We start from the raw sequence: 14,979 nt of genomic DNA, 5'->3' as shown, positions 1-14,979 counted from the left end.
GACGCTGTCCAGGTTGTCCGAACCTCGACGGGAGCGAACCCCGTGGGAGCGAACCCCGGCGGGAGCGGGCCCAGTTGACGCACGGGGAGCAACTGGGGCCGGACCGGCGAGGATCCGCGCGCGCCATGCCCGCCCTCTCCAGGGACCTAGCCGCGCCCGACCGGTTCGTCGCGGGCGTCGGCCCACAGCGACCGTACGTGCCCGAGGTGGCGGCGCATGCACGCCTCCGCGCCGCGCGCGTCCCCGGCGATCATCAGGTCGAGGAGTTCGAGGTGTTCCTCGGCGGAGGAGACGAGCTTGCCGGCCTCGTCCAGACCGGTCAGTCCGTAGAGACGCGAGCGCTTGCGCAGCTCCCCCACCGTCTCGACCAGGCGGTCGTTGCCGGACAGGGCGAGCAGGGCGAGGTGGAAGCGGCGGTCCGCCTCCAGATAGCCGATGAGGTCGTGACCCCTGGCGCACGAGACGATCTCCTCCGCGACCGGGCGCAGCGCCTCCAGTTGCTCCCGGTCGGCCTTCGTCGTGATGCGGCCGATGGTGGGCACCTCGATCAGGGTGCGCAGCTCGGTGAACTGGTCGAGGTCCCGCTCGCTCACCTCGGTGATCCGGAAGCCCTTGTTGCGGACGGGTTCGACCAGGCCCTCCCGGGCCAGGTCGAGCATGGCCTCGCGGACCGGGGTCGCGGAGACCCCGAGGTCGCTCGCGAGCCCGGGGGCCGAGTAGACCTGGCCGGGCCGCAGTTCACCGGCGATCAGGGCGGCGCGAAGGGCGTGCCCGACCTGGTCGCGGAGCCGCTCCTGCGCTCTGACGAGGCCGTACTGCTTCAGGTCACCCATCGTGCGTCCTCCGAGAAGTCACAGGGGGAGCATCGTACAATGTCACGTTTCTCCCGCCGGGGTGCGGGAGTCGGGGGATTCACCCTCCAACTCCCGGGCGTCCGACCGGCTTACTCCCCACGGCACCGGACCGGCGCGGCCTCTTCACGGTTCCCGGGAACTCCACGACCCACTGCTACGTTCTACAAGACCGTAGAAGTAATCGACGTCTGGAGTGCTCATGGCCCTGTGGGACCGCATCAGGGAATCCGCATCGACGATGCAGACCCAGCTGGTGGCGAAGAAGAACGACCTGAAGAGCGGCGCGTTCCGGGACGCGAGCATGGCCATGTGCGCGCTGGTCGCCGCCGCCGACGGGACCATCGACCCCGCCGAGCGCCGTCGGGTCGCCCAGCTCATCTCGACCAACGAGGTGCTGCAGAACTTCGACGCGCTCGACCTTCAGCGCCGCTTCGACGACAACCTGAACAAGCTGACCTCCGACTTCGACTTCGGCAAGGTCAGCGTGCTCCAGGAGATCGCCAAGGCGAAGAAGAAGCCGGCCGAGGCGCGCGCCGTCATCCAGATCGGCATCGTCATCGGCGGCGCCGACGGCGACTTCGACAAGACGGAGCAGGCAGTGGTCCGCGAGGCGTGCTTCACCCTGGACCTGCCGCCGCACGAGTTCGACCTCTAGGACTCCTCCAGGACTCGTCCGGCCGGCCCGAGTCGGCCCGGGTCGACCCGGATCGGCCCGGCCGGCTACATCGGCGAGGCGACGCCGCGTAGTACCAGGAAGAGCGTGACCGCCGAGTTCGCCGAGGACAGGGCCGATACGGTCGTGCCGAAGGCGGCGCCCCAGGCCGCGAGGCCGGCGGCCGTGCCGACCGGCGGCCACGCGCGGCCCATCGGAGCCGGCCGCATCAGGGCCGCGACCCGTCGGGGCACCGGGCCGGCGCCCGTGCCCGTCAGGGCGGGGAGCGTGGCGGCCGGGGCGCGGGGCGCCAGGAGGGCCGCCTTGCCGATCGCGCGGGCGACGGACCGGCGGCTGCCGACCTCGGCGGCCGCCTCCTCGTCGGCCCAGCGTTCCGCGGTGTACGTGACGGCGGTACGCAGTGGACGCAGGAACGGGTTCGCGCGCGCCGCGAGATGGACCGTCAGCAGATGGCGGTGGTGACGCCCGGCCAGATGGGCCCGCTCGTGGGCGAAGAGGGCCCGTCGTTCGGCGGGGGCGAGGCCCGCGAGCATCCCCGTGCTGACCACGACCCGCCCCGGACCCCCTCCTCGCACTCGCCCCCTCCCCTGCCCGGGACCCCCTCCTCGTCCCCTTCCTCCCCAGCCCGGTCCTCGTCCTCGTCCCCGCAACCGGCCGCCGGGCACCGCGTACGCGTACGGGGTACGGTCCGGCAGCACCGCGACGCGCGTCGGCGGCAGCCCGCTCAGCGCGTCCACGACCCGGCGGCGCACCCGCACCTGACGCCAGGCCGCCGCGGCGCACGAGACGAGGACGGCGAGCAGCGCCGGGATGGCAGCGCGGCCGGCGATCTCGTCGTACGGGAGGGCCGCGCGCACATCGGGGTCCGACCAGCTGTCGGGGAGCGGGTTGCCGGGGAGCTGCGCGGTGCCCACGATCATGAGCAGGCCGAGGCAGAGGGTGCTGCACACGGCGGAGACGCCGGCGACGGCGGCGAGCAGACGCGTCGCGGTACGGGGGTGGAGCCGCTGCTCGGCGAGGCGGGCGACCGGCCATGCGGTGAGCGGAAGGACGAGGGGAAGGAAGACGAAGACTCCCATGGCGGCTAGCCTTCCTCCTCCTCGGCGGCCTTGGAGAGCAGTTCACGAAGGAGTCGCTCTTCGTTCGGCGAGAGGGCGGTGACGAAGCTGGCGAGGACCGCCTGGCGGTCCGCCTCCGCGTCGAGCACCTTCCGCATCCGCAGGGCGGCGAGCCCGGCCTCGTCGGCGACGGCCGTCCACCGGAAGGAACGGCCGGCGCGCTCACGCTCGACGGCACCCTTCGCCCGGAGGCGGGTGAGGATGGTGATGACGGTGGTGTAGGCGAGACCGCCGCCGAGGCGTTCCCGAACCCACGCCACAGGCACGGGCTCGGACGCCTCGCGCAGCACGGCGAGCACCTGGGACTCCAGTTCGCCCTGTCCACGCCTGCGCGGGGAGGGCTCCGCCCCGCCCTCGCTCCGGTCCGTCATGTCGCCCTCCTCCGCTTGAGAACAGCTGCCCATCGTACTGAACGGCGGGGGCGCCCTCGGGAGTCAATGGGTGCTGACACCCATGTCCTACACGCTCCTTACATGGAACAATTCAGAAATAGTGGAGGATCGAGAGGAACCGAGGGGGATCGGCACGTGGGGTGGTTTCTGGGATTGGGTGTCGCGGGGCTGATCGTCCTGGCGCTCTCCCTCGTCTTCGACGGCGTCCTGGAAAGCATCGGCGGCGGCCTCGACGGATTCCTCTCGCTCCCGGTGATCGCCGGATTCGTGTCGGTGCTCGGATTCACGGGCGCGATCGCGACGGGCGCGGCCGGCGCCGGAGCGGTCCTCGCGACCCTCACGGGTATCGCCGCGGGCGCCCTGGTGGGCTGGCTGACCTGGCGGTTCAGCCGGGCTCTGCTCCGGGACGGCGGCGCGCCCGCGCCCCGGGGCGAGGACCTGACGGGCACGACGGGCGCGGTCGTCACGGCGATCCCCGCCGGTGGCTACGGCGAGGTCCTGCTGTATCTGGCCGGCCAGCCGGTGAAGTACGCGGCGAAGGCGGCCGCGCCGGTCGAGCGGGGCTCCGAGGTGTGGGTGGAGTCGGTGCTGTCACCGACGTCGGTCGGCGTCCGCCCCGTCGAGCGCTGACTTCCGCACCCCCACCCGATTCACCACGTCATTCCCTGACTTCCGCCGGCTCATCGATTTCGTTCACTCCATTCACTCCATTCACTTCACTCACTTCATTCGAGGGGATTTCTGCATGAGCCCTGTCCTGACCGCTGTGGTGGGAATAGTCGTCCTTGTCGTCCTGCTCGGCCTCGTCGTCGTCACGCGCTACAAGGTGGCCGGCCCCAGCGAGGCGTTCATCATCACCGGGCGACGCGGCAAGAAAGCCACCGACCCGGCCACCGGGCGGGTGTTCACCGACAACAGCGGCCAGAAGGTCGTGGTCGGTGGCGGTGTGTTCGTCGTCCCGTTCGTGCAGCAGAAGTTCACGCTCGACCTGTCGAGCCGTCACATCCCGGTCGCGGTACGCGGCGCCGTCACCCTGCGCGGTGTGAAGGCCAACCTGGAGGGCGTCGCGATCGTCAAGGTCGGCGGCACCGAGGACTCGATCCGCGCGGCCGCGCAGCGCTTCCTGATGCAGCAGAACGGCATCGTCGGTTTCACCCAGGAAGTGCTGTCGGGCGCGCTGCGCTCCATCGTGGGCCGGATGTCGGTCGAGGACATCATCCGGGACCGGGCCGCGTTCGCCGGGCAGGTCGCCGAGGAGGCCGAGGCCAGCCTGTCCGGGCAGGGCCTGGTCCTGGACGCCTTCCAGATCCAGGACATCACCACCGAGGGCTCGTACCTCGAAGACCTCGGGCGTCCCGAGGCCGCGCGTGCCAAGCAGGAGGCGGACATCGCCGAGGCCGTCGCGCGCCGGGCGGCCGAGCAGGCGCGGCTGAAGGCCGAGGAGGAGATCGCGATCGCCCAGCGGACCCTCTACCTGAAGCAGGCCGAGATCAAGGCCCAGACGGACGAGGCCGCCGCCCAGGCGAACGCCGCCGGCCCGCTCGCCGAGGCCGCCCGCCAGCAGGACATCCTGACGGAACAGGAGAAGGTCGCCGCGCGCCAGGCCGAGCTGACCGACCGCCAGCTCGACACCCAGGTCCGCAAGCCCGCCGACGCCGCCCGCTACCAGGCCGAGCAGGAGGCCGAGGCCCGCCGTATCGCCCTGGTCAAGGAGGCCGAGGCGGACGCCCAGCGGGCCAGGCTCACCGGTGAGGGCGAGAAGGCCCACCGCGCGGCCCTCGCCGACGCCGTACGCATCGAGGGCGAGGCCCAGGCCGCGGCGATCGCCGCGAAGGGCTCCGCCGAAGCCGAAGCCATGCAGAAGAAGGCCGACGCCTACGCCCAGTACGGGGACGCGGCCGTCCTCCAGATGCTCGTCGAGGTCCTGCCCCAGGTCGTGGCCAAGGCGTCCGAGCCGCTGTCGGCCATCGAGAAGATGACGGTCATCTCGACGGACGGGGCGAGCCAGCTGTCCCGCACGGTCGCGGACAACGTCGCCCAGGGCATGGAGCTCCTGTCGTCCACGACCGGGGTGGACCTCGCGCAGCTGCTCCAGGGCATCACTCAGAAGGGGACTCGGGCGGGGGCTCGGACAGGGACGCAAGCGGGGCAGCGGAGCGAGCCGCAGCGGGAGTCGATCGAGATCGCGGACTGACGCGGCCCGCCCACGTTCACACGCGGTCGGAGGCAGACCCGGGCTCGGGTACACGCACGGGCCCGGATCCCGCCTCACGCACGGGCCCGGATCCCGCCTCATGTACGAGCCCGGCGCCCGACTCACGCACGGGCTCGGGTCCCGACTCACGCACGGGCTCGGGTCCCGACTCACGCACGGGCGTGGTCTCCGGCTCTCGTACGGATGCGTCCTCCGAGGCCTGCGGCTTCCGGCGCCGCCCTCGGAGGAGGTACGCGGCGATCGGCTCGGTGTAGCGGGCCGTGAGCGGCCCGATCACCACGAGGATGAGCACGTACGCGGTGGCGAAGGGCCCGAGCTGGGGCTGCACTCCTGCCGTGACGGCGAGCCCCGCGATGACGATGGAGAACTCGCCGCGCGCCACCAGCGTGCCGCCCGCCCGCCAACGGCCCTTGACCCCGATCCCGGCGCGCCGCGCGGCCCAGTGACCGGTCGCGATCTTGGTCAGCGCGGTGACGACGGCCAGCGCGAAGGCCGGGAGGAGCACCGGCGGGATGCTGGCGGGGTCGGTGTGCAGTCCGAAGAAGACGAAGAACACCGCGGCGAAGAGGTCGCGCAGGGGGCTCAGCAGGGCGTGGGCACCGTCGGCGACCTCCCCGGAGAGGGCGATGCCGACGAGGAACGCGCCGACGGCCGCGGAGACCTGGAGCTGCTGGGCGACGCCGGCGACGAGCAGCGTCAGGCCGAGGACGACGAGGAGCAGTTTCTCGGGGTCGTCGCTGGAGACGAACCGTGAGATGAGCCGTCCGTAGCGGACGGCGACGAAGAGCACGGCTCCGGCCACGCCGAGGGCGATGGCGAGGGTGGCGCTGCCCGCCGCGAGGCCGACCCCGGCGAGCAGGGCCGTGATGATGGGCAGGTAGACGGCCATGGCGAGGTCTTCGAGGACCAGGATGCTGAGGATGACCGGTGTCTCGCGGTTGCCGAGGCGTCCGAGGTCGCCGAGGACCTTCGCGATGACGCCCGACGAGGAGATCCAGGTGACGCCTGCCAGGACGACGGCGGCGACCGGTCCCCAGCCGAGGAGCAGCGCGGCGGCGGCACCGGGCAGGGCGTTGAGGGCGAAGTCGACGAGTCCGGCGGGGTACTGGGTCTTGAGGTTGGAGACGAGATCGCTCGCGGTGTACTCAAGGCCGAGCATGAGGAGCAGGAGAATCACCCCGATCTCGGCGCCGATGGCGACGAACTCCTCGCTGGTGCCGAGCGGCAGCAGGCCGCCCTTGCCGAAGGCGAGCCCGGCGAGCAGGTACAGGGGTATCGGGGAGAAGCTGAACCGGCCGGCGAGACGCCCGAGCAGGCCGAGTCCGAGGATGATGGCGCCGAATTCGATCAGGAAGACCGCGGAGTGCACGCCGCCCTCACTCCCGACCGAGGATCGCGGCGGCCGCGTCGACGCCCTCGCGGGTGCCGATGACGATGAGCGTGTCGCCGCCCGCGAGCCGGAAGGCGGGCGTCGGGGACGGTATCGCCCCGGAGCGGCGCAGTACGGCGACGATGGAGGCGCCGGCGTCGGTGCGCATCCGCGTCTCGCCGAGCAGGCGCCCGTTCCAGTACGAGTGGGCGGACAGCTCGATGCGTTCGGCGACGAGCCCCAGGTCGGTGGTGTGCAGGACGTTGGGGCTGTGGTGCGCGGGCATGAGCGCGTCGATCAGGGAGGCCGTCTCGACCTCGGTGAGGTGCAGCGACTGCGCGCACGCGTCGGGGTCGTCGCCCCGGTAGACGTTCACGGTCCGGGTCCCGTCGCGGTGCGCGATGACCGACAGGTGGCGGTGCTCCCGGGTGGTGAAGTCGTACTGGACGCCGATGCCGGGCAGGGGTGTCGTTCTCATCCGCGGAGCAGGCAAGGGCCCGTCCCTCCTGTTGTCGTGTCAAAGGGTGATCAGGTCGGTGGTCGGGGGCCATGGTGCCACCCGCCGGGAGGCCCGGAACATGGGTGTCGGCACGGATGGACAAGACACCGGAAACTGGTCAGGATGAGGCGGGGACCTGGATCCCGCCGCAGGTCAGAGGCCCGGAGCGGGGAAGGGTCAGAGGCCCGGAGCAGGAAGAGGGAGAGAGTCGCGAACGTGTCGCTGTACTGGCGCATCTTCCTCCTCAACGCCTCGGTGCTGGTCGTGGCCGTCCTCCTCCTCTTCGGCCCCGTCACGGTCTCCACACCCGTACTCCTCGGTGAGGCGATCGTGCTCGTGGCCGGGCTGGTCGCGATGCTCCTCGCGAACGCCCTCCTGCTGCGGCTGGGGCTCGCGCCGCTGCAGCGGCTGACCCGGGCGATGCGGACGGCGGACCTGCTGAGGCCGGGACGCCGGGCGGCGGTGGCGGGGCGGGGCGAGATCGCGGACCTGACGCGTACGTTCAACACGATGCTCGACCGGCTCGAAGCCGAACGGGCCGCGAGCACCGCCCGGGTCCTCTCGGCGCAGGAGGAGGAGCGGCGGCGGATCGCGCAGGAGCTGCACGACGAGGTCGGGCAGACCCTCACGGCGGTACTCCTCCAGCTGAAGCACACGGCGAACCACGCTCCGGACGAACTGCGCACGGAACTCCACCAGGCGCAGGAGACCACCCGGACGAGCCTGGACGAGATCCGCCGCATCGCGCGCCGCCTGCGCCCGGGAGTCCTGGAGGAACTGGGACTGCACAGCGCACTCAGGTCGCTGGCCTCGGAGTTCTCGACGAGGGGCCTGACCGTACGGCCCCACATCGAGTCCGGCCTCCCGAAACTCGACCACGAGACGGAGCTGGTGCTCTACCGCGTGGCGCAGGAGGGCCTCACCAACACGGCCCGCCACGCGGGCGCGACCCGAGTGGATCTACGTCTCCGTCGGCTGCCCCACGGCGGGGTCGGCCTCCTGGTCAAGGACGACGGCCGGGGAATCGGCCGGGCTCCGGACGGCGCGGGCCTCAGCGGGATGCGGGAACGCGCGCTGCTGATCGGCGCGGACCTGACGATCCGCGAGGGCGAAGACGGCGGTACGGAAGTCCACTTGAGCACACCGAGCGGTAAGGCGACGCCATGACGGGACCGACCATCCCCCCTCCTTCTCCCACCCGCATCCTGCTGGCGGACGACCATGCGCTCGTACGCGGAGGAGTACGTCTCATCCTGGACGCGGAGCCGGACCTGACGGTCGTCGCGGAGGCCGCGGACGGGGCGGAAGCGGTGGCCCTTGCCCGCTCCCAGCCCGTCGACCTGGCCGTACTGGACATCTCGATGCCCCGCATGACCGGCCTCCAGGCGGCCCGCGAACTCAGCCGCCTCCAGCCGGAGCTGAGGATCCTGATCCTCACGATGTACGACAACGAGCAGTACTTCTTCGAGGCCCTGAAGGCCGGCGCGAGCGGCTACGTCCTGAAGTCGGTGGCGGACCGCGACCTGGTGGAGGCCTGCCGGGCGGCCGTCCGCGACGAGCCCTTCATCTACCCCGGCGCGGAAACGGCCCTGATTCGCACCTACCTCGACCGCGCCGAACAGGGCAGACCTCTCCCGGACAAGGCCGTCACGGAACGCGAGGAGGAGATCCTCAAACTGGTGGCGGAGGGCCACAGCTCCAAGGAGATCGGCGACCTCCTCGTCATCAGCCCGAAAACGGTGGAACGCCACCGCGCCAACCTCCTCCAGAAGCTCGGCATGCGAGACCGCCTCGAGCTGACCCGCTACGCGATCCGGGTGGGCCTGATCGAGCCCTAGAGGTGTCTTGTGGATCAGGCCACCGGCTCCACGGCCAAGCCGTCGAGCCACCGGCTCTACGGATTGGCCGTCGGGGTAAGGGTGGGCCGGGGCTGGTAGAGGAGGACCGGGGCCGGATCGGGGGGTTCGTCGGCGGGGAAGAAGCGGGCCAGTTCGTGCCGCCCGCTGATGCGTAACTTCCGGTACGAGTGGGTGAGATGGGACTCGACGTTCCGCAGGCTCACCTGCAGCAGCCGCGCGATGTCGCGGTTGCTCATGCCGCGCGCGGCCAGCTCGGAGACCTGCCGCTCCGTAGGGGTGAGCAGCGACTCCGTGGAGTCCTTGCGCGGATCGGGGCGGCCGCCCGCGTCCCGCAGCTCCCGCTGCACCGCCTCCACCAGGCCGTCGGCGCCCAGGGAGATGCCGACCTCGTTGGCGCGGTGGAGCAGTTCGCGGGACCGGCGCGGCGTGCCGCTCTGCCGGTGGGCGCGCCCGGCCGCGTACAGGGCGTGGGCGAACAGCAGCGGGGCCGGGGTGGGTTCGAGCAGTTCCACGGCCCGGTCCGCGAGCCGTAGCGCCTCCCGGCCCGAACTCGCCGCCGCCTCGGCGACCAGGGCCCGGCCCAGCGCGAAGGGGGCGCCCCAGCGGTGGGCGAGCCCGGCCTCCTCCTGAGCGGCACGGCGGGCCGCCGCCACGTTGCGCCGGCCCAGCTGGAGTGCGGAGCGGGTGGAACGCCACGGCAGGATCGCCGGGTTGACGATTCCGCGCCGGGCCAACTCCTCCTCGCAGTGGGCGAGGAGCACCAGACCGCGCCGTGCCTCGCCGAGCCGGCCGAGGGCCCGCCCGGCGCTGTGCAGGAGGTGCAGCCGCCACCAGGTGACCGGCCGGTCGCCGGGCAGCGGCGGGGCCTCGTCGAGGAGGGCTCCGGCGGCGGCGATGTCGTCCCGCTCCAGGGCCACGTCGATGAGCACGCTGCGGGCGAGCGGCCCGACGTGGAACCGGCCGGCCCGGATCCGGGTGAGCAGATCGAGCGCCTCGCGGGCGTCGTCCTCGGCGCGGGCGAGCTGCCCGCGGTGCAGCTGCACCAGTCCGCGTACGGCCAGCGCCTCGGCGATCCGGGTCGCGCCGCCGTCGGCGCGGGCGAGGCCGACCTCGGTGTCGATGTGCCGCCGGGCCTCCTCCACGTCGCCGGCCCACAGTTGGGCGAGGAGCGCCTGGTACCAGCGGGCGGAGCCGTACGGGGCACGCGGGACGGCCAGCAGGCGGTCGGCGATCCGCCGGGCGGCGGGCGCCGAGTCCCCGGTGGCCGTGCGCAGGAGCAGGACCCGCAACAGCCGGCACTCCTCACCGGGGTGGTGACCGCCGTGATCGTGGCCCTTGGGAACGTGACGACCGGGGACGTGACCACTGAGGGCGTGACCAGTGAGGGCATGACCAGTGAGGGCATGACCGCTGAGGACGTGACCTCGGTCGTGACCGCCGGGGTGGTGGTGGCTGCCGTCGTGGAGCCGTATCTGCGCCACCGCCTCGCGCAGCCGCGCGCCGGCGGTCGGGTCGAGCACGCCCGTCATCTCCCGCCGCGCCTCCTCCAGGACGTCCAGCGCGCCCGCGGTGTCGTCCAGGCGCAGCCGGAGGTCGGAGAGCCGCAGCGCGTGCCGGAACCTTTCGGCGGGGCCGGTGACGCTGGAGGTGTGAGCGGTCATCGCGCGTGCTGCGGCAGGCAGATCGAGGCCGCTGAGGGCCTGGATGCGCAGGGCTTCCGCCCGCTTCTCATGGCCGCCCGGCACACCGTGCAGCACGGCCTTCTCGATCAGTCGGCGGGCCCCCGCCGGGTCGTGCTCGACCACCCCCTGCGCCACATCCATCAACAGCTGCGCCATCCAGGGCTCGTCCAGGCGGTGGGAGCGCAGCAGATGGGCGGCGACGTCCTCGCCGGGGGCACCGCGATGCTGCATCCTGCGGGCGGCGAGCCGGTGCAGTTCGGCGCGCTCGGCGCACGGGATGTCCTGGTAGAGCAGCCCGGCGAGCAGGGGGTGGCGGAACTTCATGTCATGGGGGCAGAGCAGTCCGGATTCCGTCAGTCGGCTGATACATCGACACGCGTCTTCGGTGGGGACGCCGCAGAGGTCGGCGAGGAGGGCGGCGTCCACGGGGCCGCACAGGATGCTGGCGGCCCGGGCGATCTCCAGGCCGTACGGGTCGATCCGCCGGAGCATGCACAGGATGCGCTCCTTGACGGCCTGGAGCCCGAGTTGCTCGTCCAGCGGGTCGCCCGGCGTCCGCCCGGCGCGCGCCTCGGCGGAGTGCGGGGAGTACGCGGAGTACCCGGGCAGCCCTCCGGGGCGATCGGTGCCCGCGGGGGCGAAGGGCGCGCTGTGCAGGCTCGGGCCGGCGGGGACGAGGGGGCCGGAGCGACCCGTCGGCCCCGTCCGTATCTGCTCGGTCAGGAGATACGGGTTCCCGCCGGTCCCGGCGACCAGCGCGTCCACGGCTTCGAGGCCGTGGCCGTGACCGCACAGCGACTGGGCCAGATCGAGCGCCGCGCTCGGGCTGAGGTCGCTCAGATGGATGTGGCGGTCGGGGCGCAGCCCCTCCATGAACTCGACCAGAAGGTGCTGGTCGCTGGCCGGTTCGCCACAGCGCTTGGTGGCCAGCAGGACGACGGGGAGGTTCTCCAGACGGCGGCTCAGGAAGCCCAGCCACAGCAGCGACGGGCGGTCGACGTGCTGGACGCCGTCGACCGTGAGCAGGATCGGGGTGCGCCGGGCGGCCCGGCCCACGCTCGCGCACAGCTCCGCGAGGAGCGGGTAGTCGGGTTCGGCCGGACCGCCGTCGTGCGGCGTGCCGTAGGCGGCGAAGGTGCGGTCCCAGCCGTGCGCGGTCTCCGGCAGCGTCCCGAGCAGCTGGTGCACGACCCCCAGGGGGAAGCGCTGTTCGGCCGGGGAGGCGGTGGCGGAGAGGACGACCATGTCCTGGTCCCTCGCGGTCTCCTCGGCCCACCGGAGCAGTGAGGTCTTGCCGGTGCCGATGATGCCTTCCACCAGGGCGACGGCGCCCGCGCCCGCTCTCGCGGCGGCCAACATCTCGGTGATGGTCTTCGATTCCTCGCTCCTGCCGAACAGCTCCTTGGGCACCGCCCCACACCTCCCTGCCGAACAGTGGAATGACTCGGACGAGGTCGCCACTTCGGCGGGGGAGGCCATGTTGAAAAAGCCGTGGAACGAGCGCCGTCAAGGCCATTTTCCGGTCATGGCCGAGCCGTCGCCGTCATGCTGGAAATGCCTTCTTCAGACGGCGTGGAGGCCAGCCGAAGTCCTCCACGACGATCCCCCGAACACCGGTGAACGGCCTACACCTCCGATGTTCCCGACGCTAACACGGGGCCAGCAATATTTGTACAGCGGATCTCGCTGCACGGATTCCGAACGTATTCCTTCGGCCATTGCTTCGGTGCCACCGTATTGAGGTAAATGGGGACCACACGGGTACGGTCGGCACCGTTGTGCGGCGGTGACCTGTGAACGACCCGGAAAGCGCTTGTCCTTGATCCGGCAGTCACCACCGGCCAATTGGCGTAAATCTGATGGAGGGAGCGGTACCCGGTGTCCGCGATCAGCGAGGAGCTCCGCACCGAACAGTTCGTCATGTCCCTGCGTGGAATCGTGCCGTACGTGTACGAGCAGGCCTGGCAGTCCGTCCTGGACGGCACGCCCCTGGCCCGCACCGCGCTCCACCGCGGGCCGGACGGTCTGCTGCGCCGCACGCTGCGGCCCGACGCCCGCTTCCGGCTGCAGATCGTGGACTGGCGGGCCACCCGGGCCGAGGTGCAGGACGCGCGGCTCGCCGAACGCCTGGCCGGGGAGTCCGCCGCCGGACTCCCCCTCGACCGGGCCCCGTTGATGTGCGCCACCCTCATCCGGCGCTCCGACAGCGCCTGGACCTTCGCCTGGCGGTACGCCCGCGAGCTGATGGACCGGCGGACGGGGCTCCGGATCCTGGAGGAGGCCGCGGCCGCGTACGCGGTGCTGCTGCGCGGCGGAACCCCGCACCGCGCGGCCACGGCACTGCCGGGCTCCGCACCGCAGGCCGCCTCACTACAGGCCACAGCCCTGCAGGTCACAGCGCTACAGGCCACGGCACTGCCGACGGCCGCACGGACCGTGGGGCCGGTGACCCGATGACCGGCGACACCTCGGTGCGGCTGTTCTGCCTGCCCTTCGAGGGCGCCTCGGCGGGCGTCTATCTGCCCTGGGCCGAGGCCCTCGGGACCTCGGTGGTCGTCACCCCCGTCGAGCTGCCGGGACGCGGCCGCCACCCACGCACCCGCCCCCGCGGCCGGCTCGAACCGCTGCTCGCCGAGATCATCCCGTACGTGGCCCGCATGCGCGACCGCCCCTTCGCCCTCTACGGGCACGGCTTCGGCGCCCTCCTCGCGTACGAGATCGCCGCGCGCCTCGAATGGGAGTACGACGCGGTGGCCGAGCGGCTGTACGTCTCCGGGGCCGGCGTCCCGTACCGGCCCGCCCCGGAGCGTGCGGTCGCCCAACTGCCGGACGCCGAACTCCTGCGCCGGCTCGGCGAGCGGGGCCGGATCCCCCCGGGCGCCCTCGACCCGCAGCGGGCGCCCCGGGTGCTGCCCGCGCTCCGCGCCGACCTCGCCGTCCTGGAGTCGTACCGGCGCGACCCGCGCCACGTGGTGCACTGCCCGGTCACCGCCATGGGCGGCAGCGACGACCGGAGTGTCACCGGGGCCGATCTGGCCGGGTGGCGCCGGTGCACCCGGCGTTCCCTGCGGGTCGACACGGTTCCCGGCGGCCACTACTTCCCGCTCACCGCCCGGTGGGAGCTGCTCGACACCTTCAGCCGGGACCTGATGCGTCCCCGGGTCCGGGGGCCGCGCACGGTCGGCGGCGGCCGTCCGGGAGTGCTGACCGGTTCCGTGCCGTCCGCCCCGGAGGGCGGTCCCGGAACCGGCAACAAGAGTTGTCCGGTTCCCCCGGCGTCCCCATCCTGGCCGACGGAGGTGACCGTATGACACCCACACATGGCACCGGAGGCCTCGCCGGTGACGCCCTCGGCACAGGGCCGGGGCCCGAGCCCCAGCCGGAACGAGGGCCCGCGACCGATCAGGAGACCGGGCACAAGGCCGGGCACGAGGCCGCAGACGAAGCCGAGCACAGAGCCGGGCACCCGGCCGAGCAGGAGGCCGAACTGCACGCCGGCTTCCTGGCCGAGGCGGCCCACTGGCTGCACGGACTGTTCGGCCCCGCGGACCGGGCCACGGCGGCCGTCCGCCGGATCCTCGACGTCGGCAGCGGCCCGGGCGTGGCCTCCCACGCCCTCGCCGACGCCTTCCCCGAGGCCCGCGTCGTCGCCGTGGACCGCTCGCCCGCCCTCCTCGCCCGGGCCGAGGCCCGGGCCGCCGAGCACGGTCTGGCCGACCGGATCTCCACGCAGCGCGCCGAACGGCCCGAGGAATTCGCCCGGTCGGGACCCGTCGACCTGATCTGGACCGGCAACGTCTGCCGCCACCTCGGCGACCAGCAGGCGGCCCTGCGAAGTCTGGCGTCCGCGCTGCGGCCCGGCGGTCTGCTCGCCGTCGCCGAACGGGGCCTGCCACCGCGCTTCCTGCCCCGGGACATCGGCATCGGCCGGCCCGGACTCCAGGCGCGCCTGGACGCCGCCGCCGAGGAACAGGTCACCGCCCGGCGGTCCCGGCTCCCCGGCGCCACCTCCGTCGTCGAGGACTGGCCCTGTCTGCTGGCCTCGGCCGGTCTCGTGCCCGCCGGCACCCGTACCTTCCTCATCGAGTTCCCGGCCCCGCTCGACGTACCGGTGCGCCGGCATCTCCACACCCGGCTGCACGGGCTGCTCTCGGACCTCGGTGAACGCCTCGACCTCGTCGACCGGCTCACCGTGGAGCAACTCCTCGACGGGGACGCCTGCACCGGCGTCCTCTGGCGCCCCGACGCCTTCTACCTGACCGCCGTCACCGTGCACACGGCCCGGCTGTGCCGGCCCCGTGCCGCGGCCTGAACGGTC

Annotated in this window: 14 protein-coding genes; 8 read left to right on the top strand and 6 right to left on the bottom strand. The window is 72.6% G+C overall.

Going from position 1 to position 14,979, the window contains the following annotated elements; genetic code table 11:
• Positions 1 to 146: 146 nt before the first annotated feature.
• The gene (locus tag OG462_RS32505) at positions 147 to 833 is read right to left on the bottom strand and encodes a GntR family transcriptional regulator (RefSeq protein ID WP_406063108.1); all 687 of its coding nucleotides are present in this window, start codon (positions 831 to 833) and stop codon (positions 147 to 149) included.
• A gap of 220 nt (positions 834 to 1,053) precedes the next feature.
• Between OG462_RS32505 and OG462_RS32500 the strand changes: the two genes are divergently transcribed.
• Positions 1,054 to 1,509: a tellurite resistance TerB family protein gene (locus tag OG462_RS32500; RefSeq protein ID WP_406063106.1), complete on the top strand. Its 456-nt coding sequence runs from the start codon at positions 1,054 to 1,056 to the stop codon at positions 1,507 to 1,509.
• A 65-nt stretch (positions 1,510 to 1,574) separates the two neighbouring features.
• Here the strand turns inward: OG462_RS32500 and OG462_RS32495 are convergent, their stop codons facing one another.
• On the bottom strand, positions 1,575 to 2,606 hold the full coding sequence (locus tag OG462_RS32495; RefSeq protein ID WP_406063104.1) for a M56 family metallopeptidase: 1,032 nt from the start codon (positions 2,604 to 2,606) through the stop codon (positions 1,575 to 1,577).
• Positions 2,607 to 2,611: 5 nt separating this feature from the next.
• Positions 2,612 to 3,016 carry a BlaI/MecI/CopY family transcriptional regulator gene (locus OG462_RS32490; RefSeq protein ID WP_406063102.1) on the bottom strand — a complete coding sequence of 135 codons (405 nt, stop codon included), beginning with the start codon at positions 3,014 to 3,016 and terminating at the stop codon, positions 2,612 to 2,614.
• Positions 3,017 to 3,172: 156 nt separating this feature from the next.
• Here OG462_RS32490 and OG462_RS32485 point away from each other — a divergent pair, with 156 nt between their 5' ends.
• Positions 3,173 to 3,667 (top strand): hypothetical protein, encoded by a 495-nt coding sequence (locus OG462_RS32485; RefSeq protein ID WP_406063100.1) that lies wholly within the window; start codon positions 3,173 to 3,175, stop codon positions 3,665 to 3,667.
• Positions 3,668 to 3,782: 115 nt separating this feature from the next.
• Complete coding sequence (locus OG462_RS32480) at positions 3,783 to 5,231, top strand: flotillin family protein (RefSeq protein WP_406063098.1); 1,449 nt, start codon at positions 3,783 to 3,785, stop codon at positions 5,229 to 5,231.
• A gap of 16 nt (positions 5,232 to 5,247) precedes the next feature.
• On the opposite strand, the gene OG462_RS32475 is transcribed toward OG462_RS32480, so the two are convergent.
• On the bottom strand, positions 5,248 to 6,621 hold the full coding sequence (locus tag OG462_RS32475; protein WP_406063096.1) for a cation:proton antiporter: 1,374 nt from the start codon (positions 6,619 to 6,621) through the stop codon (positions 5,248 to 5,250).
• 7 nt (positions 6,622 to 6,628) lie between these two features.
• Complete coding sequence (locus OG462_RS32470; protein WP_406063094.1) at positions 6,629 to 7,099, bottom strand: cation:proton antiporter regulatory subunit; 471 nt, start codon at positions 7,097 to 7,099, stop codon at positions 6,629 to 6,631.
• 237 nt (positions 7,100 to 7,336) lie between these two features.
• Between OG462_RS32470 and OG462_RS32465 the strand changes: the two genes are divergently transcribed.
• Together OG462_RS32465 and OG462_RS32460 are read left to right on the top strand one after the other, a co-directional pair.
• Entirely contained in the window at positions 7,337 to 8,287 is a 951-nt protein-coding gene (locus OG462_RS32465; protein WP_406063092.1) for a HAMP domain-containing sensor histidine kinase, read from the top strand.
• On the top strand, positions 8,284 to 8,958 hold the full coding sequence (locus OG462_RS32460) for a response regulator (RefSeq protein WP_406063090.1): 675 nt from the start codon (positions 8,284 to 8,286) through the stop codon (positions 8,956 to 8,958). Before OG462_RS32465 ends, OG462_RS32460 begins: the two co-directional genes overlap by 4 nt.
• Positions 8,959 to 9,014: 56 nt before the next feature.
• On the opposite strand, the gene OG462_RS32455 is transcribed toward OG462_RS32460, so the two are convergent.
• The gene (locus OG462_RS32455) at positions 9,015 to 12,071 is read right to left on the bottom strand and encodes a BREX system ATP-binding domain-containing protein (RefSeq protein ID WP_406063088.1); all 3,057 of its coding nucleotides are present in this window, start codon (positions 12,069 to 12,071) and stop codon (positions 9,015 to 9,017) included.
• A gap of 468 nt (positions 12,072 to 12,539) precedes the next feature.
• On the opposite strand from OG462_RS32455, the gene OG462_RS32450 reads away from it, so the two are divergent.
• The 3 genes from OG462_RS32450 to OG462_RS32440 are packed head-to-tail and all read left to right on the top strand — an operon-like array spanning position 12,540 to position 14,973.
• Entirely contained in the window at positions 12,540 to 13,118 is a 579-nt protein-coding gene (locus OG462_RS32450; RefSeq protein WP_406063086.1) for a hypothetical protein, read from the top strand.
• Complete coding sequence (locus tag OG462_RS32445; RefSeq protein WP_406063084.1) at positions 13,115 to 13,972, top strand: thioesterase II family protein; 858 nt, start codon at positions 13,115 to 13,117, stop codon at positions 13,970 to 13,972. Before OG462_RS32450 ends, OG462_RS32445 begins: the two co-directional genes overlap by 4 nt.
• Complete coding sequence (locus OG462_RS32440) at positions 13,969 to 14,973, top strand: class I SAM-dependent methyltransferase (RefSeq protein ID WP_406063082.1); 1,005 nt, start codon at positions 13,969 to 13,971, stop codon at positions 14,971 to 14,973. The genes OG462_RS32445 and OG462_RS32440 overlap by 4 nt, the downstream gene beginning before the upstream one ends.
• Positions 14,974 to 14,979 lie beyond the last annotated feature (6 nt).

The organism is Streptomyces sp. NBC_01077 (assembly GCF_045162855.1).
Taxonomy (GTDB): domain Bacteria; phylum Actinomycetota; class Actinomycetes; order Streptomycetales; family Streptomycetaceae; genus Streptomyces.
This window is presented reverse-complemented; position numbering and strand designations above follow the sequence as displayed.